This window comes from Allobosea sp. GW823-FHT02B03, assembly GCF_058797755.1.
The window spans coordinates 465,584-492,406 of record NZ_JBXAJY010000003.1; the positions used below are offsets into that span (position 1 = coordinate 465,584).

Annotated in this window: 27 protein-coding genes and 2 tRNA genes; 14 read left to right on the forward strand and 15 right to left on the reverse strand. The window is 66.7% G+C overall.

Features of this window, described 5'->3' with window-relative positions:
• Window positions 1–36 precede the first annotated feature (36 nt).
• The 7 genes from AC1REK_RS11840 to AC1REK_RS11870 all read right to left on the reverse strand — a co-directional run bounded on the left by AC1REK_RS11840 (window position 37) and on the right by AC1REK_RS11870 (window position 7,467).
• Window positions 37–369 carry a hypothetical protein gene (locus AC1REK_RS11840; RefSeq protein WP_492267892.1) on the reverse strand — a complete coding sequence of 111 codons (333 nt, stop codon included), beginning with the start codon at window positions 367–369 and terminating at the stop codon, window positions 37–39.
• A gap of 190 nt (window positions 370–559) precedes the next feature.
• Window positions 560–1,354: an amino acid ABC transporter ATP-binding protein gene (locus tag AC1REK_RS11845; protein ID WP_390893257.1), complete on the reverse strand. Its 795-nt coding sequence runs from the start codon at window positions 1,352–1,354 to the stop codon at window positions 560–562.
• Window positions 1,355–1,374: 20 nt separating this feature from the next.
• Complete coding sequence (locus tag AC1REK_RS11850; protein ID WP_492267891.1) at window positions 1,375–2,754, reverse strand: amino acid ABC transporter permease; 1,380 nt, start codon at window positions 2,752–2,754, stop codon at window positions 1,375–1,377.
• Between the two features lie 10 nt (window positions 2,755–2,764).
• The gene (locus AC1REK_RS11855; RefSeq protein WP_492267890.1) at window positions 2,765–3,958 is read right to left on the reverse strand and encodes an amino acid ABC transporter permease; all 1,194 of its coding nucleotides are present in this window, start codon (window positions 3,956–3,958) and stop codon (window positions 2,765–2,767) included.
• 140 nt (window positions 3,959–4,098) lie between these two features.
• Window positions 4,099–5,124 carry an amino acid ABC transporter substrate-binding protein gene (locus tag AC1REK_RS11860; RefSeq protein ID WP_492267889.1) on the reverse strand — a complete coding sequence of 342 codons (1,026 nt, stop codon included), beginning with the start codon at window positions 5,122–5,124 and terminating at the stop codon, window positions 4,099–4,101.
• A gap of 154 nt (window positions 5,125–5,278) precedes the next feature.
• On the reverse strand, window positions 5,279–6,298 hold the full coding sequence (locus AC1REK_RS11865) for an amino acid ABC transporter substrate-binding protein (protein ID WP_316017260.1): 1,020 nt from the start codon (window positions 6,296–6,298) through the stop codon (window positions 5,279–5,281).
• A gap of 143 nt (window positions 6,299–6,441) precedes the next feature.
• Window positions 6,442–7,467, reverse strand: coding sequence for an amino acid ABC transporter substrate-binding protein (locus AC1REK_RS11870; RefSeq protein WP_316017261.1), 1,026 nt, complete (start codon window positions 7,465–7,467; stop codon window positions 6,442–6,444).
• Window positions 7,468–7,745: 278 nt separating this feature from the next.
• Here AC1REK_RS11870 and metC point away from each other — a divergent pair, with 278 nt between their 5' ends.
• Window positions 7,746–8,936, forward strand: a complete 1,191-nt coding sequence (gene metC, locus AC1REK_RS11875; protein WP_492267888.1) for a cystathionine beta-lyase — start codon at window positions 7,746–7,748, stop codon at window positions 8,934–8,936.
• Between the two features lie 14 nt (window positions 8,937–8,950).
• A complete protein-coding gene (locus AC1REK_RS11880; protein ID WP_492267887.1) occupies window positions 8,951–9,652 on the forward strand; it encodes a transporter substrate-binding domain-containing protein in 702 nt (233 codons plus the stop codon).
• Between the two features lie 9 nt (window positions 9,653–9,661).
• On the opposite strand, the gene AC1REK_RS11885 is transcribed toward AC1REK_RS11880, so the two are convergent.
• The 3 genes from AC1REK_RS11885 to AC1REK_RS11895 form a co-directional block, all read right to left on the reverse strand.
• Window positions 9,662–10,006, reverse strand: coding sequence for a lipid-A-disaccharide synthase N-terminal domain-containing protein (locus AC1REK_RS11885; RefSeq protein WP_316017264.1), 345 nt, complete (start codon window positions 10,004–10,006; stop codon window positions 9,662–9,664).
• Window positions 10,006–10,758, reverse strand: coding sequence for a glycosyltransferase family 2 protein (locus AC1REK_RS11890; protein WP_316017265.1), 753 nt, complete (start codon window positions 10,756–10,758; stop codon window positions 10,006–10,008). Before AC1REK_RS11890 ends, AC1REK_RS11885 begins: the two co-directional genes overlap by 1 nt.
• Before the next feature lie 66 nt (window positions 10,759–10,824).
• Window positions 10,825–12,513 carry an ArnT family glycosyltransferase gene (locus AC1REK_RS11895; RefSeq protein ID WP_492267886.1) on the reverse strand — a complete coding sequence of 563 codons (1,689 nt, stop codon included), beginning with the start codon at window positions 12,511–12,513 and terminating at the stop codon, window positions 10,825–10,827.
• 279 nt (window positions 12,514–12,792) lie between these two features.
• On the opposite strand from AC1REK_RS11895, the gene AC1REK_RS11900 reads away from it, so the two are divergent.
• Window positions 12,793–13,056, forward strand: coding sequence for a hypothetical protein (locus AC1REK_RS11900; protein WP_492267885.1), 264 nt, complete (start codon window positions 12,793–12,795; stop codon window positions 13,054–13,056).
• Window positions 13,057–13,191: 135 nt separating this feature from the next.
• Complete coding sequence (locus AC1REK_RS11905) at window positions 13,192–13,359, forward strand: hypothetical protein (RefSeq protein ID WP_492267884.1); 168 nt, start codon at window positions 13,192–13,194, stop codon at window positions 13,357–13,359.
• 33 nt (window positions 13,360–13,392) lie between these two features.
• Here the strand turns inward: AC1REK_RS11905 and AC1REK_RS11910 are convergent, their stop codons facing one another.
• Both AC1REK_RS11910 and AC1REK_RS11915 read right to left on the reverse strand, forming a co-directional pair.
• Entirely contained in the window at window positions 13,393–13,890 is a 498-nt protein-coding gene (locus tag AC1REK_RS11910; RefSeq protein WP_316017269.1) for an MgtC/SapB family protein, read from the reverse strand.
• A gap of 184 nt (window positions 13,891–14,074) precedes the next feature.
• The gene (locus tag AC1REK_RS11915; protein WP_492267883.1) at window positions 14,075–15,436 is read right to left on the reverse strand and encodes a metal-dependent hydrolase family protein; all 1,362 of its coding nucleotides are present in this window, start codon (window positions 15,434–15,436) and stop codon (window positions 14,075–14,077) included.
• 462 nt (window positions 15,437–15,898) lie between these two features.
• Between AC1REK_RS11915 and AC1REK_RS11920 the strand changes: the two genes are divergently transcribed.
• The 10 genes from AC1REK_RS11920 (at window position 15,899) to AC1REK_RS11965 (ending at window position 25,405) form a co-directional block, all read left to right on the forward strand.
• Complete coding sequence (locus AC1REK_RS11920; protein WP_492267882.1) at window positions 15,899–16,390, forward strand: DUF6790 family protein; 492 nt, start codon at window positions 15,899–15,901, stop codon at window positions 16,388–16,390.
• The gene (locus AC1REK_RS11925; RefSeq protein ID WP_492267881.1) at window positions 16,390–16,608 is read left to right on the forward strand and encodes a hypothetical protein; all 219 of its coding nucleotides are present in this window, start codon (window positions 16,390–16,392) and stop codon (window positions 16,606–16,608) included. Before AC1REK_RS11920 ends, AC1REK_RS11925 begins: the two co-directional genes overlap by 1 nt.
• A gap of 131 nt (window positions 16,609–16,739) precedes the next feature.
• Complete coding sequence (locus AC1REK_RS11930; protein ID WP_492267880.1) at window positions 16,740–18,392, forward strand: ABC transporter substrate-binding protein; 1,653 nt, start codon at window positions 16,740–16,742, stop codon at window positions 18,390–18,392.
• Window positions 18,393–18,598: 206 nt separating this feature from the next.
• Window positions 18,599–20,197 carry an ABC transporter substrate-binding protein gene (locus AC1REK_RS11935; protein WP_492267879.1) on the forward strand — a complete coding sequence of 533 codons (1,599 nt, stop codon included), beginning with the start codon at window positions 18,599–18,601 and terminating at the stop codon, window positions 20,195–20,197.
• Between the two features lie 177 nt (window positions 20,198–20,374).
• Window positions 20,375–21,328 carry an ABC transporter permease gene (locus tag AC1REK_RS11940; RefSeq protein WP_327521536.1) on the forward strand — a complete coding sequence of 318 codons (954 nt, stop codon included), beginning with the start codon at window positions 20,375–20,377 and terminating at the stop codon, window positions 21,326–21,328.
• Window position 21,329: 1 nt separating this feature from the next.
• On the forward strand, window positions 21,330–22,229 hold the full coding sequence (locus AC1REK_RS11945; RefSeq protein ID WP_492267878.1) for an ABC transporter permease: 900 nt from the start codon (window positions 21,330–21,332) through the stop codon (window positions 22,227–22,229).
• A 2-nt stretch (window positions 22,230–22,231) separates the two neighbouring features.
• Complete coding sequence (locus AC1REK_RS11950) at window positions 22,232–23,272, forward strand: ABC transporter ATP-binding protein (protein WP_492267877.1); 1,041 nt, start codon at window positions 22,232–22,234, stop codon at window positions 23,270–23,272.
• Entirely contained in the window at window positions 23,269–24,249 is a 981-nt protein-coding gene (locus AC1REK_RS11955) for an ABC transporter ATP-binding protein (RefSeq protein ID WP_492267876.1), read from the forward strand. The genes AC1REK_RS11950 and AC1REK_RS11955 overlap by 4 nt, the downstream gene beginning before the upstream one ends.
• Window positions 24,250–24,281: 32 nt before the next feature.
• Window positions 24,282–25,055 carry an aspartate/glutamate racemase family protein gene (locus AC1REK_RS11960; protein ID WP_492267875.1) on the forward strand — a complete coding sequence of 258 codons (774 nt, stop codon included), beginning with the start codon at window positions 24,282–24,284 and terminating at the stop codon, window positions 25,053–25,055.
• Between the two features lie 107 nt (window positions 25,056–25,162).
• Entirely contained in the window at window positions 25,163–25,405 is a 243-nt protein-coding gene (locus tag AC1REK_RS11965) for a hypothetical protein (protein ID WP_316019164.1), read from the forward strand.
• An 855-nt stretch (window positions 25,406–26,260) separates the two neighbouring features.
• On the opposite strand, the gene AC1REK_RS11970 is transcribed toward AC1REK_RS11965, so the two are convergent.
• The 3 genes from AC1REK_RS11970 to AC1REK_RS11980 form a co-directional block, all read right to left on the reverse strand.
• Window positions 26,261–26,337, reverse strand: a tRNA-Arg gene (locus tag AC1REK_RS11970).
• Between the two features lie 43 nt (window positions 26,338–26,380).
• Window positions 26,381–26,686, reverse strand: coding sequence for an ETC complex I subunit (locus AC1REK_RS11975; protein WP_316019161.1), 306 nt, complete (start codon window positions 26,684–26,686; stop codon window positions 26,381–26,383).
• 44 nt (window positions 26,687–26,730) lie between these two features.
• A tRNA-Pro gene (locus AC1REK_RS11980) sits at window positions 26,731–26,807 on the reverse strand.
• Window positions 26,808–26,823: the final 16 nt, after the last annotated feature.

Here is a 26,823-nt window from a genome sequence, read left to right on the forward strand (position 1 = left end):
GATCAGCGCCGGCCCGATGCCGTCCGGAAAACCCGCTCAATCGCAGATGCGGGTCGTGCGGCGCACCGCGCCGCGGCGGGTCTCCTCGGTGGTGGTGATGGTCCGGCAGCGCCCGCCGCGGCGGCCGTCGCGCCAGTCGCGACGACGCTCCCAATCGCGCCGGCGCTCATAGGCTTCGCGCTCGCGGGCGCGCTCTTCGCGACGGATCTCGCGCGCCCTCTCCTCGCGCCGAATCTCGCGATCCATCGCGCGCTCATGCGGGGTGCGCGGGTCGACCGTGATGCCGCCCGGCCCGATGTTCAGGCTCTGGGCATAGGCGCCGCCGCCGGCCAGCAGAACCGCGACGAGGGCGGGGATGATGCGCTTCATGGTCATTCTCCAAACACGGCGGCAGCCGATAGCGCTGCCGCGGACTTGGCGCGACCATGGGCAAGAATTTTTGAACCGATCGTGAACGCAGGTCCAAGCGGCGCGCGCCACCGGCGCCATGACGGAGAACGGCGCCCGCTTGTGCGGACGCCGTTCTCGAAAGCCGAGCTGAAGTCGGAAATGGACGACTTCAGTGCAGGATCTGGCTGAGGAAGAGCTTGGTGCGCTCGTGCTGCGGGTTCTTGAAGAACTCGTTCGGCTCATTCATCTCGACGATCTGGCCGGCGTCCATGAAGATCACCCGGTCGGCGACCTGGCGGGCGAAGCCCATTTCGTGGGTGACGCAGAGCATGGTCATGCCCTCGTCGGCGAGCGAGACCATGGTGTCGAGCACCTCCTTGACCATTTCCGGATCGAGCGCCGAGGTCGGCTCGTCGAACAGCATGATCTTCGGGCTCATGCAGAGCGAGCGGGCGATCGCGACGCGCTGCTGCTGACCACCCGAGAGCTGGCCCGGGTACTTGGCCGCCTGCTCCGGGATCTTGACCCGGCGCAGATAGTGCATCGCGATCTCCTCGGCGTCCTTCTTGGGCATCTTGCGCACCCAGATCGGCGCCAGCGTCAGGTTCTCGAGGATCGTCAGATGCGGGAACAGGTTGAAGTGCTGGAAGACCATGCCGACGTCGCGGCGGATCTCGTCGATCTTCTTGAGGTCGTTGGTGAGCTCGGTGCCGTCGACGATGATCTGGCCCTTCTGGTGCTCTTCCAGCCGGTTGATGCAGCGGATCATCGTCGACTTGCCCGAGCCGGACGGGCCGCAGATCACCAGCTTCTCGCCGCGACCGACCTTCAGGTTGATGTCGCGCAGCACGTGGAACTCGCCATACCACTTGTTGACGCCGATCATCTCGACCGCCGTCGCCGTGTTCAGCGAGGTTTGCTTCAGGGCGGCGGGGCGCGCGGCGCTGGTCTTGGTCTCTGCCATGGCCATGTTTCTGGTCCTCCTCAACGCTTCTGGCCGGCGGCAAGCCGCTTCTCGACCGAGATCGAATAGCGAGACATGCCCCAACAGCACAGGAAATAAAAGATCGCAGCGAAGGCATAGCCGGTCGCGCGGGTGGTCGGTGTTGCCCAGGTCGGGTCGACCAGGGTCGCCTCGATGGTGCGCAGGAAGTCGAAGATGCCGACGATGGTGACCAGCGTCGTATCCTTGAACAGCCCGATGAAGGTGTTGACGATGCCCGGGATCACGATCCGCAGTGCCTGCGGCAGGATGATCAGCCGCATCATGCTCCAATAGCCGAGCCCGAGCGACATCGCGCCCTCGTACTGGCCCTTGGGCATCGCCTGCAGGCCGCCGCGAATCACCTCCGCCATGTAGGCGGCGGCGAACATGGCGACGCCGACTAGCGGCCGCAGCAGCCGGTCCGGCGACCATTCCTGCGGCACGAACAGCGGCAGCATGGTGTTGGCCATGAACAGCACGGTGATCAGCGGCACGCCGCGCACGAACTCGATGAAGATCACCGAGAGCAGCTGGATGATCGGCAGCTTCGAGCGCCGGCCCAAAGCGAGCAGGATGCCGAAGGGCAGCGAGAAGACGATGCCCACCGCCGCGATCAGGAAGGTGACCGTCATGCCGCCCCAGAGGCCGGTATCGACGCGCGGCAGGCCGATCGAGCTGGCCAGCAGGCCGAGCAGCACGAAAACGACCAGCGCGAAGAGCACCAGCTGCTTGGGGCCGGAGAAGCGCTTCAGCGGCGAAGCCTCCCGGACCACGGCGAGGTTGGCCGCGCCGAGATAGGAGCCCACCAGCTGCGGGACGAAGGAGAGCACGACATAGATCGCCGCGAGCACCAGCGACACGATCAGGCCGTTGCGCAGCAGGCGTTCGGCGCCAGCCCCGCCCAGGAGCAGGACATAGGCGGCGATCGGCATCAGCACGAAGAAGTAGAACAGGCCGAGCTTCTTCTTCGGCGCCTGGTTCCAGAGCATCCAGACCACGCCGATCGCGAACAGCGCGAAGACGATGTTGACCCGCCAACGCTCGCTGATCGGATAGGAGCCGTAGATGAAGTACTGCAGGCGGTCGGCGACATAGGCCCAGCAGGCCCCGACCGGCCGGCCGACCTTTTCGGCGAGGCAGGCATCGCGATTGGCACCGGTCCAGACCGCGTCGATGAAGTAGAAGCGGACGAGCTCCGGCACCGAGACCACGACGATGTAGACGCAGAGCAGCGTCAGCAGCGTGTTCACCGGCCCGGAGAACAGATTGTTGCGAACCCAGGCCAGCGGCCCGGCGACGGAAAGCGGCGCCGCCTGCTGCTCGAGGGTTTCCTTGCGGACGAAGGCGTAGGGCGCCAGTTCGGTGGTTGCATCGGTCATCGGGGCGCCCTCACCGTTCGACCAGCGCCATGCGCCGGTTGTAGATGTTCATGAACAGCGACGTCACCAGCGAGATCGTGAGGTACACCGCCATGGTGATGGCGACGACCTCGACCGCCTGGCCAGTCTGGTTCAGCACCGTCCCGGTGAAGACCTGGACGAGATCGGGATAACCGATCGCGACCGCGAGCGAGGAGTTCTTGGTCAGGTTGAGGTAGTTCGAGGTCAGCGGCGGGATGATCACCCGCATCGCCTGCGGGATCACCACGAGCTTGAGCGTCGGCCCTGCCCTGAGGCCGAGCGCATTGGCCGCTTCGGTCTGGCCCTTGGAGACCGCGAGGATGCCGGCCCGCACGACCTCGGCGATGAAGCCCGCCGTATAGGTAGTCAGGCCGAGCAGCAGCGCCACGAACTCGGGGAAGATCTGGATGCCGCCGCGCAGGTTGAAGCCGGCGAGCTCCGGATAGACGAAGGAGACCGGGCGCCCGGTGACGAAATAGACCGCCAGCGGCAGGAGCACGATCAGGCCGAGCGCAACCAGCCCGATCGGATATTGCTTGCCGGTCGCGGCCTGTTGCTTGTGGGCCCAGTGACGGAAGACCAGCGTTGCGACGATACCGAGCAGGCAGGCCCAGACGATCAGGCTGCCGCCGGGGCCGAGATGCGGATCGGGAATGTAGAGGCCGCGATTGTTGAGCAGTGCCCCCGCCGGCAGCTGGATCGACTGCCGCGGATTGGGCAGCGGTTTCAGCACCGCATTGTACCAGAAGAACAGTTGCAGCAGCAGCGGCAGATTGCGGATGACCTCGACATAGACCATCGCGATCTTCGCCACGACCCAGTTGGTCGAAAGCCGAGCGACGCCGACGAAGAAGCCGAGGAAGGTCGACAGCACGATGCCGATCGCTGCGACGAGCAGCGTGTTGAGCAGGCCGACCCAGAAGGCACGCCCATAAGTGCCGGTCGAGGCATCATAGGGGATCAGCTTCTGGTTGACGTCGAAGCCCGAGGCGTTGTGCCAGAAGCCGAAGCCCGAGGCGATCTTCTGCGCCCGCAGGTTCTCGATGGCGTTGGACGCGGCGGAGTAGATCAGAAAGCCGACGACGGCGAGCAAGGCCAGTTGATAGACATACCCCCTGATCTTGGGGTCGTAGAGAAGCGATGCTCTGCCCGGTCGGACCGGCTCCGTGGAAATCGTGGACACGTCTGACGCCCTTTTCAAATCTGGCGGCCGAGGTCCGGAATCGATCCTTCGAAAGACCGATCGCGGCCATTTTTGTGCGGCTCACCCATGCGGAGACAAGGTGGACGGCGCGCGGCCCGAAAGCCGCACGCCGCTAAAGTTCAGCGAATAGGCGGCGCGTATTGCAGGCCGCCCTTGGTCCAGAGCGCATTCTGGCCGCGCGCGATCTTCAGCAACGAGCCCATGCCGACATTGCGCTCGAAGCTCTCGCCATAATTGCCGATATGCTTGACGATCCGGTAGGCCCAGTCATTGGTCAGGCCGATCGCCTCGCCGAACTTGCCTTCGGTGCCGACCAGGCGCTTGATCTCGGGGTTTTCCGATTTCAGCATGTCGTCGACATTGGCCTTGGTGATGCCGAGCTCCTCGGCATTCAGCATGGCATTATACGTCCATTTGACGACATCGAGCCAGAGATCGTCGCCATGGCGCACGACGGGCCCGAGCGGCTCCTTCGAAATGATCTCGGGCAGCACGATGTGATCGGCGGGAACGCTGAGCTTCAGGCGCTCGGCATAGAGCCCCGACGCGTCCGTGGTGAAGGCGTCGCAGCGTCCGGATTCATAGGCCTTGACCGTCTCGTCATTGGTGGCGAAGGCGACGACCTCGTACTTCATCTTGTTGGTGCGGAAGAAGTCGGCGAGGTTCAGCTCGGTCGTGGTGCCCTGCTGCGTGCACACCGACGCGCCTTCGAGCTTCATCGCGGATTCGACGCCGAGCTTCTTGCGGACCATGAAGCCCTGGCCGTCATAATAGTTGACGCCCGCGAAGTTGAGGCCGAGCGAGGTGTCGCGCGACATCGTCCAGGTCGTGTTGCGCGAGAGCAGGTCCACCTCGCCCGATTGCAGCGCGGTGAAGCGGTCCTTCGACGAGAGTGGAATGAACTTGACCTTGGAAGGGTCGTTGAAGATCGCCGCGGCGATGGCACGGCAGAGGTCGACGTCGAGCCCGCTCCAGTTGCCTTGCGCGTCGGGCATTCCGAAACCGGCGAGACCGGGGCCGACGCCACAGGTAAGCGTTCCCTTGCTCTTCACCTGGGCCAGAACACCGCCGCCCTGCGCCTGTGCTGCAGAGACTCCCATCACGCCGGCGGCGGCGATGAGCGCCGCGCCCATGAGTTTCTTCATCTTGCTGTCCCCTGTTTTCGGAACGGGTTCCTGCCCGTTCTCGGTTAGCTAGCAAGTCCCGGACCAGCCCCCGGTCCGCCCGGTCTCCTTTCCTGGCAGCAACGAGAAAGGCGTGTGGAGCGTACGAATCTGGCGTGTCCGCTCCCGTCTCAGCTCACCGGATCGGCGGCGCGTACTGCAGGCCACCACTTGTCCAAAGCGCGTTCTGGCCGCGCATCATCTTCAATACCGAGCGATTGCCGACGGTGCGCTCGAAGCTCTCGCCGTAATTGCCGACATGCTTGATGATCCGGTAGGCCCAGTCCTTGGTCAAGCCGAGGCCCTCGCCGAACGCGCCGTCGGTGCCGAGCAGGCGCTTGATCTCGGGATTCTCCGACTTCAGCATCTGGTCGACATTCGCCTTGGTGACACCGAGTTCCTCGCCGTTCAGCATGGCGAAGTGGACCCATCTCACCAGCTTGAACCATTGCGAGTCGTTGTCGCGCGTCAGCGGGCCGAGCGGCTCCTTCGAGATGATTTCCAGCAGCACCATGTGGTCATCCGGCGCCGTCAGCTTGAGACGCTCGGCGTAGAGCGATGAGGCATCCGTGGTGAAGGCGTCGCAACGGCCGGCGTCATAGGCCTTGATCGTCTCGGCGCCGGTATCAAAGGAGACGACCTTGTACTTCAGCTTGTTGACGCGGAAGAAGTCGGCGAGGTTGAGCTCGGTCGTGGTGCCGCGCTGGGCGCAGATCGAGGCGCCGGAGAGCTGCATCACCGAGGTGACGCCGAGCTTGCGGCGGACCATGATCCCCTGGCCGTCGAAATAGTTCACGCCGACGAAGAGCAGTCCGGGCGGGGTGTCGTTCGAGATCGTCCAGGTCGAATTGCGGATCAGTACGTCGACCTCGCCGGCCAGCAGCGCCTTGAAGCGGTCATTGGCCGAGAGCGGGATGAACTTGACTTTGGAGGCGTCGCCGAAGATCGCGGCGGCGATGGCGCGGCAATATTCGACGTCGAGCCCGCTCCAGTTGCCCTGCGCGTCGGGAGCGCCGAAGCCGATCAGGCCCGGATTGGCACCGCAGTTCAGGGCGCCGCGGCTCTTGACCTGATCGAGAGTCCGGGGCGCCTGCGCATGCGCAGTGCCGAATACGCTGGCGACGACGAGCAGCGCCGCGCCGATGATTCTGATCATGCCTTTCCCCTGTCTCGTGGAACGGGTTCGGCCCGTTCTCTGTCGACTGGCAAAAGCCGGCCCACCCGGCCCGCGCAAACCAGCTTTTCCAGCGCTTCTGGAGGTAAAAAGGGGCGACCGCCGAAGCGGCCGCCCCGATCAAATCAACGCACCGGCGGGGCGTATTGCAGGCCGCCCTTGGTCCAGAGCGCGTTCTGGCCGCGCGCGATCTTCAGCAGCGAGCCCTGGCCGACATTCTTCTCGAAGCTCTCGCCGTAATTGCCGACGTGCTTGATAATCCGGTAGGCCCAGTCGGGCGTCAGGCCGATGGCCTCGCCGAACTTGCCTTCGGTGCCGAGCAGGCGCTTGATCTCCGGATTCGGCGACTTCAGCATCTCGTCGACATTGGCCTTGGTCACGCCGAGCTCCTCGGCATTCACCATGGCGAAATGCACCCACTTCACCAGGTTGAACCACTGCGCGTCGTTATTGCGCGTCGCCGGTCCAAGCGGCTCCTTCGAGATGATCTCCGGCAGGACCATGTGGTCGTCCGGCGCGGTCAGCTTCAGGCGCTCGGCATAGAGGCCGGAGGCGTCGGTGGTGAAGGCGTCGCAGCGCCCGGAGTCATAGGCCTTGACCGTCTCGTCCGAGGTGGCGAAGGCGACGACCTCGTACTTCAGGTTGTTGGCGCGGAAGAAGTCGGCGAGGTTGAGCTCGGTCGTGGTGCCCTGCTGGGTGCAGACCGAGGCGCCGGAGAGCTGCAGCGCCGAGGTGACGCCGAGCTTCTTACGGACCATGAAGCCCTGGCCGTCATAGTAGTTCACGCCGGTGAAGAGCAGGCCGAGGGCGGTATCGCGCGACATCGTCCAGGTCGAATTGCGGACCAGCACGTCGACTTCGCCGGACTGCAGCGCGGTGAAGCGGTCCTTGGCCGAAAGCGGGATGAACTTGATCTTGGTCGGATCGTTGAAGATCGTCGCCGAGATCGCCCGGCAGAGATCGACGTCGAGGCCGACCCAGTTGCCCTGGGCATCCGGCAGACCGAAGCCGGCAAGGCCCGTATTGGAGCCGCAGTTCAAGGTATTGCGGCTCTTCACCTGGGCCAGGGTCTGCGGCGCCTGCGCCTGCGCCGTCGTCGCGGCGAACGCCAGGCCCAGCCCGGCGACCGCGGCTGCCATGATCTTTTTCATAGTACTCTCTCCCATTGGTTTCCCCACCGGCAACTGCCGACGGGAATGTGCCGGTAACCTGGCATCGTCGCGACTTGGTTGTCCCGTTTGATGCACAACTCCTGAGTGGTGTCCGGCGTCGGTCGATTGCCAGAGCGACCCATGAGCGTCAAGCAACGGCTCCCCTGCGCGCCTGCCTCTTTTCACCTCAAACATCACATGCGAGTTTCAGGGGGTGGTCAAGTGTGACCGCCTCCGATTCCTGCCCCGTTCCTGCCCCGCGGCCCGGCCGAGATCCCATGAAAAAGCTGTCATCGCCCGAATTCTCGCGCCTGCGCGAGAAGACCCGCCTTGTCCTTGCCGGCCGCGATCCGGCCGATTCCTATGGCTTCGTCAATCCGCCTATCGTCCGGGGGTCGACCGTCGTCTATCCGAACATGGAAGACTTCATGGTCCGCAAGGCGCGCTACACCTATGGCACGCAGGGCAACCCGACGATCGACGCGCTGTTGGCGGCGCTGAACACGATGGAGGGCGGCGCCGGCACCGTGGTCTGCCCCTCCGGCCTGCTCGCCTGCACGCTGCCGATGCTGGCCGTGCTCTCCTCCGGCGATCACCTTCTGGTGACGGACAGCGTCTACCGGCCGACGCGAATCTTCTGCGACAAGATGCTGAAGCGCATGGGCGTCGACGTCACCTATTACGACCCCGCCATCGGCGCCGGCATCGCCGGGCTGTTCAAGCCCAACACCAAGGCGGTCTGGACCGAGGCGCCGGGCTCGCAGACCTTCGAGATGCAGGACATCCCGGCCATCGTCGAGGCGGCCCATGCCCGCGACGTGCTGGTCCTGATGGATAATACCTGGGCGACGCCGCTCTTCTTCGATTCCCACAAGTTCGGCGTCGACCTATCAGTCCAGGCCGGGACGAAGTACTATGCCGGCCATTCCGACGTGCTGATCGGCACGGTCTCAGCGCGGACGCCGGAGCTCTACAAGCGCCTGCGCGAGGCCTGGGAGACGCTCGGCGTGATCATCGCGCCGGAGGATGCCTTCCTGACCCTGCGCGGCATCCGCACCATGCACATTCGCCTGAAGGAGCAGATGCCGGCCGGCATCGAGATGGCGAACTGGCTCGCGGCGCGTCCGGAAGTGGCGCGTGTGCTGCACCCTGCCCTGCCGAGCGATCCCGGCCACGCGATCTGGAAGCGCGACTTCACCGGCGCCTCCTCGCTGTTCGCGATCGAACTCAAGCCGGTCCCGACCAAGGCGGTCGGCGCGATGCTGGACGGGCTCTCCCTGTTCGGCATGGGCGCGTCCTGGGGCGGCTATGAGAGCCTCGTCCTGCCCTTCGACTGCACGGCCTACCGCACGGCCACCAAGCCGGGCTTCGCCGGGCCGACGATCCGGCTGCATATCGGGCTGGAAGATCTCGAAGACCTCAAGGAGGACCTCGACGCCGGCTTCGCACGGCTGAGAGCGGCCTCCTGAGGCCCGATACGCCGGTGACGCCGGGGCCGGTGGTCTTCGCCTATCTCGACGAGCCGCCCTTCTGCTACCCGGGCAGGGGCGGCGGAGCCGCGGGCAGCGATGTCGAGCTCGTGGCCGCGACGCTCACCGCGCTCGGCGTCACCAGCTTCGAGGCACGGCTCACCACCTTCGCCGAGCTGCTGCCGGGCCTGACCTCCGGCCGCTGGACGCTCACGACGCCGCTCTTCATCACCCCGGAGCGGCAGGCGATCATCGACTTCAGCCGGCCGGTCTGGTCGCTCGCTGACGGACTGCTGGTACGCTCGGGCGAGCAAGGGCGACTGAGGAGCTATCGGGCGGTGGCGAGCGCCAATGCCCGGCTGGTGGTCGTCGGCGGGCAGGTGCAGGAGCAGGCTGGCCTGCGCGCCGGCATCGCGCCGGAGAAAATTCTGCGGGTGGCGACACAGGAGGAAGCCGTGCAGGCGGTCAGCGATGGCCGGGCCGACGCCTATGCCAGCGTCGCCATGGCGCATCGCGGCCATCTCGCCCGCCGGCCGGATCCGTCGCTTGCAGTCGTCACCGCCAGCGACGGAGCGCCCGCCAGTGGCGCCTTCGCCTTCGGCAGGTCAAGCGCGGCACTGCGCCGGCGCTTCGACGATGCGCTCGCCAGACTTCTGGGCAGCGAGTGGCAACGCGCCATGATGGCGCGCCACGGCTTCGGCACGGATGAGTACTGAGCGCGCCGCTCAGCCCGGTCCGGAATTGGTATCCTCTCCGCGCGCCTTGGCCCGCAGGATGAACTGCAGATTACGCAGGTAGACGAAGACGCCGAAGCCCTGCCCGAGGATGAAGACGGGGTCGCGCCGGTAGAGCGCGTAGACGAGCAGCAGCGTGCCGCCGCCGATCGAGAACCACCAGAAGGTCATCGGCACGACAGAGCGCTGCGCCTTCTCGCTGGCGATCCACTGCACCACGAAGCGCATGGTGAAGAGGCCCTGCGCGACGACGCCGAGCAGCACCCACCAGTCGACATTGTTGACGAAGACGTCGTGGAAATAGTCCCCGATCATGTTCTGCAGGTCGACGAGCATCAGCGCGCCTCCGCTACGATCTGCGGCACCCGCTTCCGGCGCCTGATCAGCCACCATACGCCCATCAGGTCCAGCATGCCGACCCAGAGCCGGTCGAAGAAGCCGTAATTCGAGACGCCGGTCAGGCGCTGGCGGTCACGCACGTCATGATGGGCGACGGCATAGCCTTCGCGCACGACCAGCGCCGGCATGAAGCGATGCAGCGCATCGAAATAGGGCAAAGCGAGATAGGCTTCGCGACGGAAGCATTTCAGCCCGCAGCCGGTGTCGCGGGTCGCATCCTTCAGCACGGCACCGCGAACCTTGTTGGCGATGCGCGACTGGAAGCGCTTGAAACCGGTATCCTTGCGGCCGACGCGCTGCCCCTGGATCAGGCCGACGCCCGGCCCGGCCGCTTCGAGCTGCGCCAGCATCGCCGGCAGGAAGGACGGGTCGTTCTGGCCGTCCCCGTCGAGCGTCGCGACGATCTGCGCCGTTGCCACCCGGACCCCGCTGCGAACGGCGGCCGACTGACCGCAGGACTGAGCATGGCGGACGATGCGCAGCCAGGGCCTGCTCCCAGCGAGTTCGGCGAGCGCCGCGGCCGTGCCGTCGCTCGAGCCGTCATCGACATAGATCACCTCGAACGGCGCGATCGCGCTGCAGGCGTCCTCGATGTCGCCGACCAGCGGCGCGATATTGCCCGCCTCGTTGCGCACGGGAACGACGATGCTGAGGCGCGGCGGGCCGGCGGAAGGCACGGATTCGGTCACGGAAACGGGTCTTTCTGCAGTTACGGGCGCAAACTGCGTCAAGCGACGCCACGGGGCAAGCGCCGATCAGTCGCGCACATAGACGCTGATCGAGAGGCGCTTGCCGCCATTGAGGTTGAAGCCCTGGATCGTGGTGGCGAGGCGCGGCGCCGGCGTCAATCCGGCGATGCCTTCGGTGAAGCCCTGCGAGACGCGCTGCTCGACCAGCGCGACACGGCAGCCGGGCTCGCGCAGGAAGGCGGCGGCAGCGGCGCCGTCATAGCCCATCGCGAGATCGGTGCCGACGAGGAAGACGAGGCTGGGTTCGCGATAGCCGACGGTCATGACCTTTGGCGCCGCGCAGCCGACCGAGCGCACCGCCTCCGCCAGCCGCGGCGACAATTGCAGCGAGCGCAGGCTCGGCGCGGCGAGGCCGAAGACACCGGCGCTGAGCAGCAGGCTCGCGATCACGCCACGCCAGAGCGCGCCCTCGGTCTCACCGCGCTGGAAGGCAAGGAAGCCGAGGAAAGCGAAGAACAGCGCCAGCGCCAGGACCGGCAAGGCAAGCCAGGGCAGCGTGCGGTCCAGCGTCCAGTTGCCGTAGAGGATGACGCCGACCAGCGCCGCCGGCACCAGCACGACGAGCGCGGCGGTGAGGCTCGCGCCGCGCCGGAAACGGTCGATGCCGCCATTGATCATTGCGAGCAGCAACAGCGCCGTGATCGCCGGATAAAGCGGCAGGACGTAATGCGGCAGCTTGGTCGGCACGGCCTCGAAGACCAGCCAGGACGGCACGATCCAGGCGATCAGGAAGAGGATCTGCGGCTCGCGGCGCCGGATCCAGGCGAAGGGGACGGTCATGGCGGCGATCGCGGCCGACGGCCAATAGGTGCCGAAGAACAGCAGGAGGTAGAGACCCGGTGGCCCCCAATGCTTCTCCTGCCCCTCCCCGACCTTGCCGAGCATGTCCTTGCCGACGCTCTCGGCGAAGAACTCGCCGCCGCTCTTCAGCGCGATGGCGATGAACCAGGGCAGGACGACGATAAGGCAGAGCAGCAGGCCGGCCTTGGGCCGCAGCGGCGCGAACCAGCGCAGGGAGCGCTCCCTGATGCTCAGCACCAGCGCCGCCAGCCCCCAGACCATTGGCACGATCGGCCCCTTGATCAGCAAGGCGAGAGCCGTCGCCCCCCAGAACACCAGCCAGTTATGGCGGCTCGGCACGAAGGCGAGCGAGCGCGTCCAGTCGAGCCAGGTCCGGGCGAGCGCGCCCATTGTCGCGACGGCGCAGGCGGCCAGAACCGCATCGGTCTTGGCGATCCGCGCCTCGACGCCGAGCAGCACGGCGGCGGCCATCAACGCGCCGCCGAGCAGCGCGAGGCGCGCACCGACGAAGGCGAGCAGCGCCCAATAGGTCAGCAGCACGGTCGCGACCGCGCCGATCAGGGATGGCAGGCGATAGAGCCAGATCGTGGTGCGCGCCGCCGGCACGCCCAGCGCCTCGCCGGCACTGACGGTGGCCGATTGCAGCCAATAGATGCCGACCGGCTTCTTGTGCCGGGCTTCGTCCTGAAAGCGGATATCGACGAAGTCGCGGGTCTCCAGCATCTGCTTGCTGGCCTGGGCGAAGCGCGGCTCGTCGCGGTCGAAAGGCTGCAAGCTGGAAAAACCCGGCAGGAAGGCGCCGAGCGAAATCAGGACCAGAAGCAGGCAGGCTCGCCAATGGCTGGCCGAGGCGAAGCCAACGAGCCGATCGAGCCCAGAGCCGAACGAGGACATCGACACTCCTTGCCGCCGCGATCTGCGGGGCTACAGAACCAGACCACCCGAACGCCGCTGGGAGGTCGCGGGCAGATCCCGCAATCGGGCGCAGCGCATGGCCCCGCTTTCGGGCGTGATCATGGCGGCGCGGCTCCGGCGCGTTTACGGCCTCGCGCCGCCAGCGGCAAGATGGCGGCCGGGTCACGGCGCACGCATGTGCGGCGGCGACGCTGCGTAACGCACGCGCTATCGTGACCGCGCGCTGGCCGGGCGCAGGCTTGGGGAGGACCGCGGGAGATGCTGTGGCGCGCCTTCAAGAGCGGCCTCCTCGGCCTCGTCGTCGGCCCGGTGCTTGCGGTTCTGATCGTGATCGCGGCGATGATCCTCGATCCGAAATGCGGCCCGGGCGATTCAGGCGGCTGTGCGATGGGCCTGGCGACCGTGCCGGTGGCGATAGCCCTGCCGAGCTTCGCCCTGTTCTTCGGTCTGCGACTCGCGGCTGATCTCTGGCGGGCGAGACCGTCGATCCGGCAACTGCGCAATTGGGGACGGGAGGAGTAGCGCCCTACTGCCTTCGCGGTACGGCGGAATCCCGCGGCACGCCCATCCGGGACCGACCATCCCCCTCCTTGTCCGTTGAAGCCGCGTGGTTGCGCGAGCAAGCTCACTTCGCGGCAGCAGCGAGGGGGCTTGAACATGAAGACACCTATCGCCGTTCACACTGACGAGGACTTCGAGCAGGCGCAGCGGCGCGTGGCCGAGTTGAGCATCACGCCCGACAGTCCCGAGAAGGCGCGCGAACTGGAGGCACTGGCCGAGGCCATGCTCGCCTTCGAACTGCGCCGCGACGAATCCATCCACTGATCGCCGCGAGACCGGCGCCAAGGCTGCATCGGATCAGGGTTCCGGCGCCTTCGAGGGCGCGCCCTCGCGATCCTGCGTGGCGCCCGAAGCCTCGGCCTCCAGGTCCCGATCGCCGCCGGCCCAGCGCTCGATGGAATGATCGACCGCAAGCAGCAGAAGAGCGACGAACACCGCCGTCACGACGATCGGCCAGTCGCCGAGGCCGGCGGCGCAGCCGAGCGCGGCCGTGACCCAGATCGCGGCCGCGGTCGTCAGGCCGCGCGGGTGCAGCTCGCGATCGCGTAGCACGATGGTGCCGGCGCCGAGGAAACCGATGCCGGTCACGATACCCTGCACGACGCGGCTCGCCGCATCGGTCTGGCTGGGATCGCTGAAGATCGAGGCCGCCGCAGCAGTCCCAAGCCCGACCAGACCGAAGGTCCGAATCCCCGCGCTCTTCTGCTTGCGCGTCCGCTCGAAGCCGACGGCGACGCCGGCGGCAGTGCCGATGAGCAGCCTGCCGATTAACTCCATCTCACCGATCATGATCATGAGGCCCCCCCGCGCTTCTTCCGGCTGGCCTCCAAGCTGGAAGGCGCGCCCTCAAGGCACTCCAACCAAGCACGGCCTACCGTGTTCCGCTCGCGCAGGAACGGCGGTTCGGCGGACAAGCGGCCCATTCGAGCAACAGGAGGTCCGGCGGACGCAGCCGGCCCGAGTCGACCCCGCGCTCCGGTCAGCGCGCCAACGTATTCTTGAAGATCCGGCCATCCTTCATGATCACCACGAAATTCCTGTGGGGATCGGCGACGAGGTTGATGTTCTCGAGCGGATTGCCGTCGACCAGCAAGAGATCCGCCAGGGCGTTGGCTGCGACCACGCCGAGCTTGCCCGGATAGGGATTGCGCAGGCCGGACAGCTCCAGAAGGCGGGCATTCGTGCCGGTCGCCATGGCGAGTGTCTCGGCAGGCGTGAACCAGCGAGCGAACTTGGCGAGCAGTTCGCCATGCCGGGTCGCGAGCTGCGCCGAGAACAGGATGTCGGTGCCGAAGGCGATCTTGAGCTTGTACTTTTTCGCCAGCTCGAAGGTCTTCTCCGTTCCGGCGAACACCGAATAGGCCTTGGCGCGCTCGCCGGAGCCCGGCGGAAACGCCTCGGCCATCTCATCGGGAAAGGCCTGCGTGCTGAGCCAGATATCGTTGTCGGCGATCAGCTTGGCCGATGCCTCGTCCATCAGATGGCCATGCTCGATGCATTTCACGCCGGCCGCGATCGCACGCTTGATAGCAGCGGGCGTATAGGCATGAACTGTGACGTAGGTCCCCCAGTTCTCGGCGGCCTCGACGGCAGCGCGAAGCTCCTCGGCCGTGAAGGTCGAGACGTCGAGCGGACTGAACGGCGATGCGACGCCGCCCCCGGCGGTCAGCTTGATCTGCGAGGCGCCCTGCATCAATTGCTCGCGGACGCGCAGGCGCACCTCGTCCGGGCTGTCGGCCAGCATGCTGCCGCCGATCTGCTCCATGCGCGACAATGTCCCCGGCGAACGCGGCAGCTCGGTCTGCTGCCGGAAGTCGCCATGGCCGCTTGTCACGGTGATCACCGCCCCCGAGGGGTAGATGCGCGGCCCGGGGAGAACGCCGGCGTCGATCGCCTGCTTGAGGCCGAAGGACGGCCCGCCCATGTCGCGAATGGTGGTGAAGCCGCGCATCAGCGTGGCGGTCGCCTCGGCGCCGGCCGACAAATAGTTGAAGCCGAGATTGCCGAAGATCGCCTGCGACGGCGTCGAGCGCACCATCATCGCATGCCAGTGCATGTCGGTCAGGCCCGGCATCAAGGTCCGCCCGCCGCCTGCGATCACAAGTGTTCCGGCTTCAGCGGGAATGGGCGTCGTCGAGATGCGCTCGATCAGGTTGCCGCGGACGAGGACATGGGATGGCGCCGAAAGCGCAGTGCCCGTACCGTCGAAAATGCGGACGTCCTGGAATAGCGTGATCGCGGACCCGGCAGGCGCCGCCGGCTGCGCCCGCAGCTGGCTCGCGAGGCCCGAAGCCAGGACGGGAAGAGTCGCGAGGAGCCGCCGCCGGGTCAGCATTATCATCTCACGGCTCCCGAAGCAGAATGACGAAGCGCCGAGCCTCTCCGAAAAACGGGACTCACGGAGCGGCCGGCTCGCCGGCAGCATCCCCGCTTCAGGCGCCCGGCACAAGGCGCGGCGATACAGCAGGCCGCCTCAGCGCGGGCAGCCGCTCCAACAGGACTTTATGAAGTCCGCATAACCGCCGGAAGTATCTACAGCTTCCAACGGACAGTGGCCCACCACGAGACACCCGCCACCGAGAGCATTCCACCTCCCACCAGAACCGCATCCATCACTTCGATCTCGTCCTCACCAGAAAGTGGACCGTCTCCACTTCGGCAAGTGGCAGCCATTCCCTGCTACAGAGCTCCGGCACGCGCGTGCTTAATCCAGATCAAACACGATGCCGGCCGCGCCGGCGGCTCGATGGCGTCGACCGGCAGTTTCAGTCATTCTGGGCACCAGGCTCGTCCGGAGACGGTCATGATTGAAGCGATCATCCGCCTCGTGCTCGGCAACCTGACGCCGTTGCTGTTCGTCTTGGCCTTTGTGATGGCCTGCTGCCTCAAGGCACCGCCATCCCATGGCACGCGGCTCCTTAACTGGCTGCTGTTGCTACCCGTCGGCCTCGGCGGCGTCTGGTCGGGCGGCTTCCATGTTTTCTTTCCGGAGATCGCGTCGCGATCGATCGGATGGCAACCGAGCCCGTTCGAGTACGAGATCGGCGTGGCCGACATGGCGATGGGGATCACTGCGATCGTCTCGTTCTGGCGGCCTCTCGCCTTCAAGGCTGCAGTGGTCCTCTGCGTCGTGCTCTTCTATTTCGGCGTCGCGGCTAATCACGTTCACGACGCATTCGCCGGCGGCAATTTCGCGCCTAACAATTTCGGGGCACTGCTGGCAGTCACGATCGCGCAGATCATCCTGCTGCCACTGCTCTACCTGCGGGCGAAGCGTGAAACAGGGGGTGAATGATGCCCGAGATCGAAACCAGGCCGGTGGCCGCGGAAGCCTTTCCCGCGCACCCCGAGGAAATGCGAGCGGAGTTCGACCTGCGCGTTGGCAGGCACGTCACCTTGCAGGGCCGCGCCCGGATAACGCCGGCCGGCGTCATCTGCACCGGCATCTCGCTTGCGCTGGTCGGCTTCGCGCTCGGCTACCTCGCCCGATCCTTGCCGCGCCGGCGCCAGTGAGCGAGCGCCGGAAGATCGACAGGACAACGCCTCCCACGAAGCAGGCCTCTCCGCCGCTCTGGCATGCCGGTTGCTAGCTCCCCGGCAGATCCGCGCGAACCAACGCCGGGCTGCACAGGGGAGCATGATCAATGTCGTCGAAGACTTTTGCGCGCGCCGGGCTGCTGGCGCTGGGGATTTCAACCGCACTCGGCACGGCGGCGCTCGCCCAGGAGAAGGTCCTGCGGATCGGCATGACCGCCGCCGATATTCCGCGCACACACGGCCAGCCGGACCAGGGCTTCGAGGGCAATCGCTTCACTGGCATCCCGATGTATGACGGGCTGACCAACTGGGACCTGTCCTCGGCCGAGAAGGCGAGCGTCGTCATTCCCGGGCTCGCCACCGAATGGGCCGTCGACGCCAGCGACAAGACCAAATGGGTGTTCAAGCTGCGCCCCGGCGTGAAATTCCAGGATGGCTCGGCCTTCGATGCCGCAGCGGTAGTCTGGAACGTCGAAAAGGTGCTCAACAAAGAGGCAGCACATTTTGCTGCCGATCAGGTGGGCGTTACGGTGTCGCGCATGCCGACGCTGAAGTCGGCGAAGGTCGTCGACCCATTGACAGTCGAGCTCACCACCTCCGAGCCCGACGCCTTCCTGCCGATCAACCTGACCAATCTCTACATGGCCTCGCCCGCGCATTGGGCCGCCAAGCTCGCGGCGGTTTCGGCCTCGGTCACCGATGCCGGCGAGCGCGCCAAGCAGGCCTGGGCCGCCTTCTCGGCCGATCCTTCGGGCACGGGGCCGTTCAAGGGCGTCCGGCTCGTGCCGCGCGAACGCTTCGAGATGGTCGCCAACAAGGAGTACTGGGACAAGGCGCGGGTGCCGAAGGTCGACCGGGTCGTCCTGCTGCCGCTGCCGGAGGCCAATGCCCGGACCGCGGCCCTGCTCGCCGGCCAGGTCGACTGGATCGAGGCGCCGGCGCCTGATGCGGTTCCGCAGATCAAGCAGCGCGGCTTCTCCGTCTACACCAACGCCCAGCCGCATGTCTGGCCCTGGCAACTCTCCTTCGCCGAAGGCTCGGTCTGGCTCGACAAGAAGGTCCGCCACGCCGCCAATCTCTGCGTCAACCGGACCGAGCTCAAGGAACTGCTCGGCGGGCTGATGGAAATCCCGAAGGGGACCGTGCCGCCCGGCCATCCCTGGTGGGGCAATCCGAAGTTCGAGATCAAATACGACCTCGAAGCCGCCAAGAAGCTGATGACGGAAGCCGGCTTCTCCGCCGCCAAGCCGGCCAAGGTGAAGGTGCTGACCTCGGCCTCGGGCTCCGGCCAGATGCAGCCGCTGCCCATGAACGAGTTCATGCAGCAGGCGCTGAAGGACTGCTATTTCGACGTCGCGCTCGAGGTCGGCGAGTGGAACGCCGTCTTCACCAACTGGCGCGAGGGCGCCAAGCACGCCAATGCTCGCGGCGCCAACGCCACCAACGTCACCTATGCGGCGATGGACCCGTTCTTCGCCATGGTCCGCTTCGTCTCGACCAAGACCTTCCCGCCGGTCTCCAACAACTGGGGCTATTTCGGCAATGACGAGTTCGACAAGCTGATCGCCGAGGCGCGCACCTCCTTCGACGGCACGGCGCGGGATGCGGCGCTGGCCAAACTCCATGCCCGCATCGTCGAGGAAGCGCCCTTCGTCTGGGTGGCGCACGATGTCGGCCCGCGCGCGATGAGCGCCAAGGTCAAGGGCGTGGTCCAGCCGAAGAGCTGGTTCATCGACCTCGCGCCGATGTCGATGGAGTGACGGGCCCATAGGCCTCACGCCCTGCGCGATGGTCGGGCTCGTCCCGACCATCCACGGCTTCGCTTCGCCGGCCGAATGCCGTGTCCCGGACGTGGATGCCCGCCGCGAGGGCGAGCATCCCGGCAAGGCTTCCAGCCCTCCCCCCGGAAGCATGGCATGCCGCTTGCTAAGCCGGATCAGGAACTCTTCCAGCTCAAAGGTGCACGATGGTCCGTTCCGCTCTCGCCTGGTCGCTCGCCGCCGGCGTCGCTCTCTTCGCCCAGCAGGGCCTCGCGCAGGGCACCTTGCGCATCGGCATGACCGCCTCGGACATTCCGCTGACGACAGGCCAGACCGACCAGGGCGGCGAAGGCATGCGCTTCATGGGCTATACGGTCTACGACGCGCTGATCAACTGGGACCTCTCCAGCGCCGACAAGCCCTCGGACCTGAAGCCCGGCCTCGCCACCGCCTGGGCGGTCGACGCCGGCGACAAGACGAAATGGGTCTTCACCCTGCGCGAAGGCGTGAAGTTCCATGACGGCTCCGAATTCACTGCCGAGGCGGTGGTCTGGAACCTCGACAAGCTCCTGAAGAACGACAGCCCGCAATTCGACCAGCGCCAGGCGGCGCAGGGGCGCTCGCGGATTCCGGCCGTCGCCACCTACAAGGTGCTGGGCAAATACAAGGTCGAGATCACCACCAAATCGCCCGACGCGACGCTGCCCTACCAGATCGCCTGGGTGATGATGTCCTCGCCGACGCAATGGGAGAAGCTCGGCAAGAGCTGGGAAGCCTTCGCCAAGACCCCGTCCGGCACCGGCCCGTGGCAGCTCACCGCCTTCCAGCCGCGCGAGCGGGCCGAGCTCGCGCCGTTCAAGGACTACTGGGACAAGGCGCGCGTGCCCAAGCTCGACAAGCTCGTGCTGCTGCCGCTTCCGGAGCCGAATGCGCGCGCCGCGGCGCTGCGCTCGGGCCAGGTCGACTGGATCGAGGCGCCCTCCCCGGACCTGCTGGCCTCTCTGAAAGGCGCCGGCTTCAGGATCGTCACCAACGCCTATCCGCATAACTGGACCTGGCACCTCTCGCGCATCGAGGGCTCGCCCTGGAACGATATCCGCGTGCGCAAGGCCGCCAATCTCGCCATCGACCGCGAGGGCCTGAAGGAGCTCCTCGGCGGCATGATGATCCCGGCCGAGGGCTTCTATCCGCCCGGCCACCAGTGGTTCGGCAACCCGAAGTTCAAGCTGAAGCTCGACCAGGCCGAGGCAAAGAAGCTTCTGGCCGAGGCCGGCTTCTCGCCGGAGAAGCCGCTGCAGACCAAGATCCTGATCTCGCCCTCCGGCTCGGGCCAGATGCAGCCGCTGCCGATGAACGAGTTCGTCCAGCAGAACCTCGCCGAGGTCGGCATCAAGGTCGATTTCGAAGTGGTCGAGTGGAACACGCTGATCAACATCTGGCGGGCCGGCGCGAACCACGACTCGTCGCGCAAGGGCACCGGGATGAACTACACCTACTTCATCCAGGACCCGTTCACCGGCTTCATCCGCCATCTGCAATGCGATCTGAAGCCGCCGGCCGGCACCAATTGGGGTCTTTATTGCGACCCCGAGATGGACAAGCTCTTCGACCAGATCCGCACCACCTTCGATCCGGCCGAGCAGACCAAGATCCTGCAGAAGACGCATGAGAAATACGTCGACGACGCGCTCTTCCTGATGGTGACGCACGACGTCAATCCGCGCGCCATGTCGCCCAAGGTGAAGGGCTTCGTGCAGGCGCAGAACTGGTTCCAGGACTTCTCGCCGATCTCGATGGACAAGTGATGGGATGATGGGCGCGACTGCCTCCGCTGTCATTCCGGGGCATCGCGGAGCGATGAACCCGGAACCCACGACCGGGCGGCGAGCGCTGCTTCCGTCGCCCGGCTCAAACGGAGTGCCCAGTCGTGGGTTCCGGGTTCGCGGCTACGCCGCGCCCCGGAATGACAAGCGGGACCTCCCATGCTGACCTATCTCGCCAAGCGCATCCTTTACGTCCTGCCGGTGGCGCTCGGCGTCAGCCTGTTCTGCTTCCTGCTCGTCCATATCGCGCCCGGCGACCCGCTCACCTCGGTGCTGCCTCCCGATGCCTCCCAGCAGATGCAGGAGGAAATCAGGAAGCTCTACGGTTTCGACCGTCCCCTCCCGGTTCAGTTTGGCCTCTGGCTGTGGAAGGCGGTCCAGGGCGATCTCGGCACCTCGATCGCGACCGGGCGCCCGGTCGCCGGCGAGGTCTGGCGCGCGGTCGGCAACACCCTACTGATCGCCTGCCTCGCCACCGTGATCGGCTTCGTGCTCGGCTGCTTCTTCGGCTTCGTCGCCGGCTATTTCCGCGGCTCCTTCCTCGACAAGTTCGCCTCGATGCTGGCGGTGCTCGGCGTTTCCGTGCCGCATTACTGGCTCGGCATGGTGCTGGTCATCGTCTTCTCGGTGCAGCTCGGCTGGCTGCCGCCGGGCGGCGCCGGTCCCGGGGGCTCGGCCGCCTGGAAATGGGACTGGGAGCATGTCAGCCACATGATCCTGCCGGCGGTCACCATGTCGGTGATCCCGATGGGCATCATCTCGCGCACCGTGCGTGCGCTCGTCGCCGACATCCTGAACCAGGAATTCGTGCCGGCACTGCGGGCCAAGGGGCTGATGGATTTCGGCGTCTTCCGCCATGTCGTGAAGAACGCCGCGCCGACGGCGCTGGCCGTGATGGGCCTGCAGCTCGGCTACCTGCTCGGCGGCTCCATCCTGATCGAGACCGTCTTCTCCTGGCCGGGCACCGGCTTCCTGCTCGGCAACGCCATCTTCCAGCGCGACCTGCCCCTGCTGCAGGGCACGATCCTGGTGCTGGCCATGTTCTTCGTCGGGCTCAACGTGCTCGTCGACATCGTCCAGGGCCTGCTCGATCCCCGTGTGAGGAGGCGCTGAGATGAGTGCAGTCACCGCGACGAGCGTCCCCGCAACCACCAGCGCGCCGACGCCGGCGCGCTCAGCTGGCTACTGGTCGGGCGTCTTCAGGCGCTTCCGGCGCGACAAGGTCGCGGTCGGCGCCGGCATCGTCGTCCTGCTGATCATCCTGATGGCGATCTTCGCCGACTATATCGCCCCGGCCGACCCGACGCGCTCCTCGATGCTCCGGCGCCTGCGGCCGATCGGTACGCCCGGCTACCCGCTCGGCGCCGACGAACTCGGCCGCGACATGCTCTCGCGCCTGATCCATGGCGCCAGGCTCTCGCTGTTCATGGGCGTGGTGCCGGTCTTGATCGCCTTCGTGTTCGGCTCGCTGATCGGCGTCTCCGCCGGCTTCTTCGGCGGCAAGTACAACACGATCACGATGCGCACCGTCGACATCTTCTACGCCTTCCCCTCGGTGCTGCTGGCGATCGCGCTGTCCGGAGCGCTGGGCGCCGGCATCTTCAACTCGCTGCTCTCGCTGACCATCGTCTTCATCCCGCCGATCGCCCGCATCGCCGAGAGCGTGACGACGCAGGTGCGCTCGATGGACTATGTCGAGGCGGCCAGGGCGAGCGGCGCCGGTCCGGGCACGATCATCCGCGTCCATGTCCTCGGCAACGTGCTCGGCCCGATCTTCGTCTACGCGACCAGCCTGATCTCGGTCTCGATGATCCTCGCCTCGGGCCTCTCCTTCCTCGGCCTCGGCACTAAGCCGCCGACGCCGGAATGGGGGCTGATGCTGAACACGCTGCGTACCGCGATCTACGTCCAGCCCTGGGTCGCGGCCCTCCCTGGCGTCGCGATCTTCATCACCTCGATCTCGTTCAACCTGCTCTCGGACGGGCTGCGCTCGGCCATGGATGTGAAAGGCTGACCATGTCGCTGGCACTCTACGTCGAGGACGGGTCGGATCGCGGCGGCGCCGGCACGCCATTGCTGGAAGCTCGCGCGCTGACCAAGCACTTCCCGCTCGGGCGCGGCGCCGTGGTGCGTGCCGTGGACGGCGTCGATTTCCAGGTGCTGAAGGGAGAGACGCTCGGCGTGGTCGGCGAATCCGGCTGCGGCAAGTCGACCACCGCCCGCGTAGTGATGCAGCTCATCCCGCAGGATGCCGGCCAGATGCTGTTCGACGGCGAGGCGGTCGGCAGCGCGGCGCTCTCGCTCAAGGACTATCGCCGCCAGGCGCAGATGGTCTTCCAGGACAGCTATGCCTCGCTCAACCCGCGACTGACCATCGAGGATTCGATCGCCTTCGGGCCGACCGTCCATGGCGTCGCAAGGACTGGTGCCGTTGCCCGCGCCCGCGACCTGCTCGCCCGCGTCGGCCTGGATCCGGAGCGCTTTGCGGCGCGCTACCCGCACGAGCTCTCCGGCGGCCAGCGCCAACGCGTCAACATCGCCCGCGCGCTCGCGCTCGGACCGCGCCTCGTCATCCTCGACGAGGCCGTCTCGGCGCTCGACAAGTCGGTCGAGGCGCAGGTGCTGAACCTCCTGATGGATCTGCGCGAGGAGTTCGGGCTGACCTACATCTTCATCAGCCACGACCTCAACGTCGTCCGCTTCATCAGCGACCGCGTCATGGTGATGTATCTCGGCGAGGTCGTGGAGATCGGCCCGGTCGACGAACTCTACGAGGATCCGCGCCACCCCTATACCCGCGCGCTGCTCTCGGCGATGCCGTCCATGGACCCGGACAACCGCACGATGGAGGCGCCGCTCGCCGGTGATCCGCCGAACCCGATCAACCCACCCGAGGGCTGCCGCTTCCACCCGCGCTGCCCGCAGGCGCAGACCGTCTGCGCCAAGGCGAAGCCGGCGCTGACGCCGACCGGGAGAGGCACGCGGCTCGCCGCCTGCCATATGGAGATCGCCGGCTCGGGCCATAGCCGCGCGCCGGCGCTGGAGGACGCCGCATGAGCGCGCCCCTCGTCGCGATGGAGAACGTCACCGTGCGCTTCCGGGGCGCGCAAACGGTGCATGCCGTCAACGGCGTGACGCTCACGCTGGAGCCCGGCAAGGTGCTCGGCATCCTCGGCGAATCCGGCTCGGGCAAGAGCGTGACGCTGAAGACGCTGCTCAGGCTGCTGCCGGAGAGCCGCACCGAGATCGGTGGCTCCGTCATGGTCGACGGCAGGAATGTGCTGGCTCTCGGGCCGCAGGAGCTCGCCGACTATCGCGGCCGCGTCACCTCGATGATCTTCCAGGACCCGATGCTGGCGCTCGATCCGGTCTACACGGTCGGCGAGCAGATCGCCGAGGCGATCACCCGGCACGAGAAGATCGGCCGGCGCGCGGCGATGCAACGCGCGCTCGAGCTGCTCCAGCTCGTCCGCATTCCCTCGCCGGAGCGGCGGCTGAAAGCCTATCCGCACGAAATGTCGGGCGGGATGCGGCAGCGCGCCATGATCGCGCTCGCGCTCGCGGCCCGGCCGAAGCTCCTGCTCGCCGACGAGCCGACGACCGCGCTCGACGCCACCGTGCAGATCCAGATCCTGCTGCTGCTGCGCCAGCTCCAGCGCAATCTCGGCATGGGCGTGATCTTCGTCACCCACGACATCGGCGTCGCCGTCGAGGTCTCGGACCGGCTCGCCGTGATGTATGCCGGACAGATCGTCGAGACCGGCACGGTGCGCGAGCTGATCAGCAACCCGCAGCACCCCTATACCAAGGGCCTGCTCGCCGCGAACCTGCATGGCGCCAGGAAGGGCGAGCGGCTCGAGGCCATTCCCGGAGCGCCGCCGGCGCTGAACGAGGCGCCCGCCTCCTGCTCCTTCGCGCCGCGTTGCCGGCAGGCTGTCGAAGCCTGCCAGATCGGCTTACCGCCGGTAGTGAAGCTGGGCGGAGACCGGATCGTCCGCTGCGTCCAAGCCGAGGCGACGCTGCAGCCCGCCTGAAAACGATTTCACAAGCCTTTCCGGTAACCTCCTTGCGCATCCTCGTCCTCAATCCCAACACCAGCCCCGAGATGACCGCGCTGGTCATGCGCGTGCTCGCGCCGCTCACGCCGACCGATGTCGAGCTCAGGCCGGCGACGGGCCGCTTCGGCGCGCGCTACATCTCCAGCCGCAGCGCCGGCGCCATCGCCGGCCATGCGGCGCTCGACGCCTATGCCGAGCATGGCGGCGAGTGCGATGCGGTCTATCTCGCCTGCTTCGGCGACCCAGGGCTTATGGCGCTGAAGGAGCTGGCGAACGTCCCGGTCGTCGGTATGGCCGAGGCGGCCTGCCGTCAGGCCGCCGAGCGCGGCGGGCGCTTCTCGATCGTAACCGGCGGCGAGCGCTGGGGGCCGATCCTCACCGAATTCGTCGCCTCGCTTCGCCTCGGCCCCAGCCTCGCCGCCGTCGAGACGGTGGCGCCGACCGGCGGCGACATCGCCAGCGACCCGGAAGGATCGATCGCGCTTCTCGCGCAGGCCTGCCGGAGGACGGTGGAGCGGGATGGCGCCGGCGCGGTCATCCTCGGCGGCGCCGGCCTCGCCGGGCTGGCGGAACGTGTGCAGCCCCATGTCGACGTCCCGGTGATCTGCTCGACGAAGGCCGGCTTCGCCGCTGTGCTCGAAGCCGCGCGAAATCCATCGCCGAAGCCACCCGCCGGGGATCTGGCGCTGCCGGCCCCCGTGGCGAGCACCGGCCTTTCCGACGCTCTCGCCCGCATTCTGGGACAAGGCGACATTCGCCCGCCATCCACTTCCGGAGCATGAGGGGGTGCCCAATCTCGGGCGACGAATGCCACCGACACCACCGTTTCCGGCAACCATTTGTTAACTTTGCGCGACTCTGTTGGGGCCCTCACCCGAAGGAGCTTCCAATGAATCGACGTTCATTTCTCACTGCCATGTTCGGCGGCGCCGCTGTCACCGCGGTTGGCAGCATGGTCGCGAGCGAGGCGGCAAAGGCGTCCGACCTGCCTCTCGACACCGTCGCCAAGCTCGACGAGGCGCCTGCGGAGTTTACCCAGTACTATCGCGGGCCGCGCCGGCGTCGCCAGGTCTGCACCGTGACGCGCGACCGGTTCGGCCGCCGCCGCCGGGTCTGCCGCTGGGTCTACTGAGATAGCCCTTACGGCCGCGGCGACCGCGACCTGACATGCACGATTGGTCCGGCCCCGCGCGCGGCCGGACCAATCATCAGAAGGCCCCCAGAAGCGTCCGGCCTTTGCCGAACCGGGCGAGACGGGCCGGAGCCGACGATTTAATCAGGCTGGCTTCGCACCATGATCCACCGCTATCATCGTGCGCGACGCGCGATCCTGCGCCCCGACGACTTGACTGGGCTTTCCTGATCCCGCCCCAAGCTGCACGGTGGTCCGCCATGAAGGCATTTGCCATTGCAAGGACGGCGGCGGCGTTGGCCTTGCTGCTGAGCCTTCCCGCCAACGCCCAGTATATCGGCACGCCCGGCAACGCCCCGCTCACGCCGGATGGTCCGCGGCGCGGCCTGGGGCCACCTTCCATCACCGATCATGTGCCTGACATCAGGCTGCACTCTGACGGAGGGGGCATCCCGGGCGCCGGCCCGCCGATCGATTATGGCATCAACCCCGTGGGACCACGGTCGATGGCAGCCCCCGCCTATGTGCCTCGCTATGGCCTTGTGGAAGGCCAGGGCCCGCGCCGGACCGGGCGTCGCTGCGAGACACCACAGCGGACATGCACGCTGACGCGCCGCGCAACGATCGGGACCGGCTGCACATGCCGCCTCACCAGCAAATCGCGGGCGCGAGGGCTCGTCATACCGTAAGGACTGTCGGGGGGCGCCGAACCAGCTCCGACAAGCAGAATGCGCCAGCGCATTGCCGCCCTGGAAAGCCGCGTCATGCAGGTGACCGGCGGTCGAAAGCCAGGATGACCAGCAGTCTAGCTGTCAGAACGGCGATCAGAACAAAGGCGGACTACTACGTGATCAATGGCGAGCCCGGCAGGATTCGAACCTGCGACCAGCAGCTTAGAAGGCTGCTGCTCTATCCAGCTGAGCTACGGGCCCGTAGCGATGCGAAGGGCTGGCGCCCCGCCGGAAGTGCAAGGCGTCAGTGCGTCCACTGCCCGACGCGGTTGAACCTGAAATTGTCCGAATAGGCCATCGGGCGCCGCTTCGGCTCGTGCGGCTGCTCGAGGCGATAGGGTATGCCGTTGCGCTCGGCGTAGGCGACCGCCTCATCGGCACTGTCGAACCAGAGCTTGAGCTGGCTCTTCATGTCGCTCGACGAGGTCCAGCCCATCAGCGGCTCGATCTCACGCGGCCGCTCCGGCTCGTATTCGAGGAGCCAGCGGCCGGTCTTGGCCGTGCCCGACTGCATCGCCGTCCGAGCGGGGCAATAGATGCGCGCCGTCATGCTCTTCCTCGTCTTCGCCGCCAGCGGCCGGGCCTTTTCGAGAATGGTCGGGGCACCAGGATTCGAACCTGGGACCCTCTGCTCCCAAAGCAGATGCGCTACCGGGCTGCGCTATACCCCGAAGCTCCGCAAGTGCA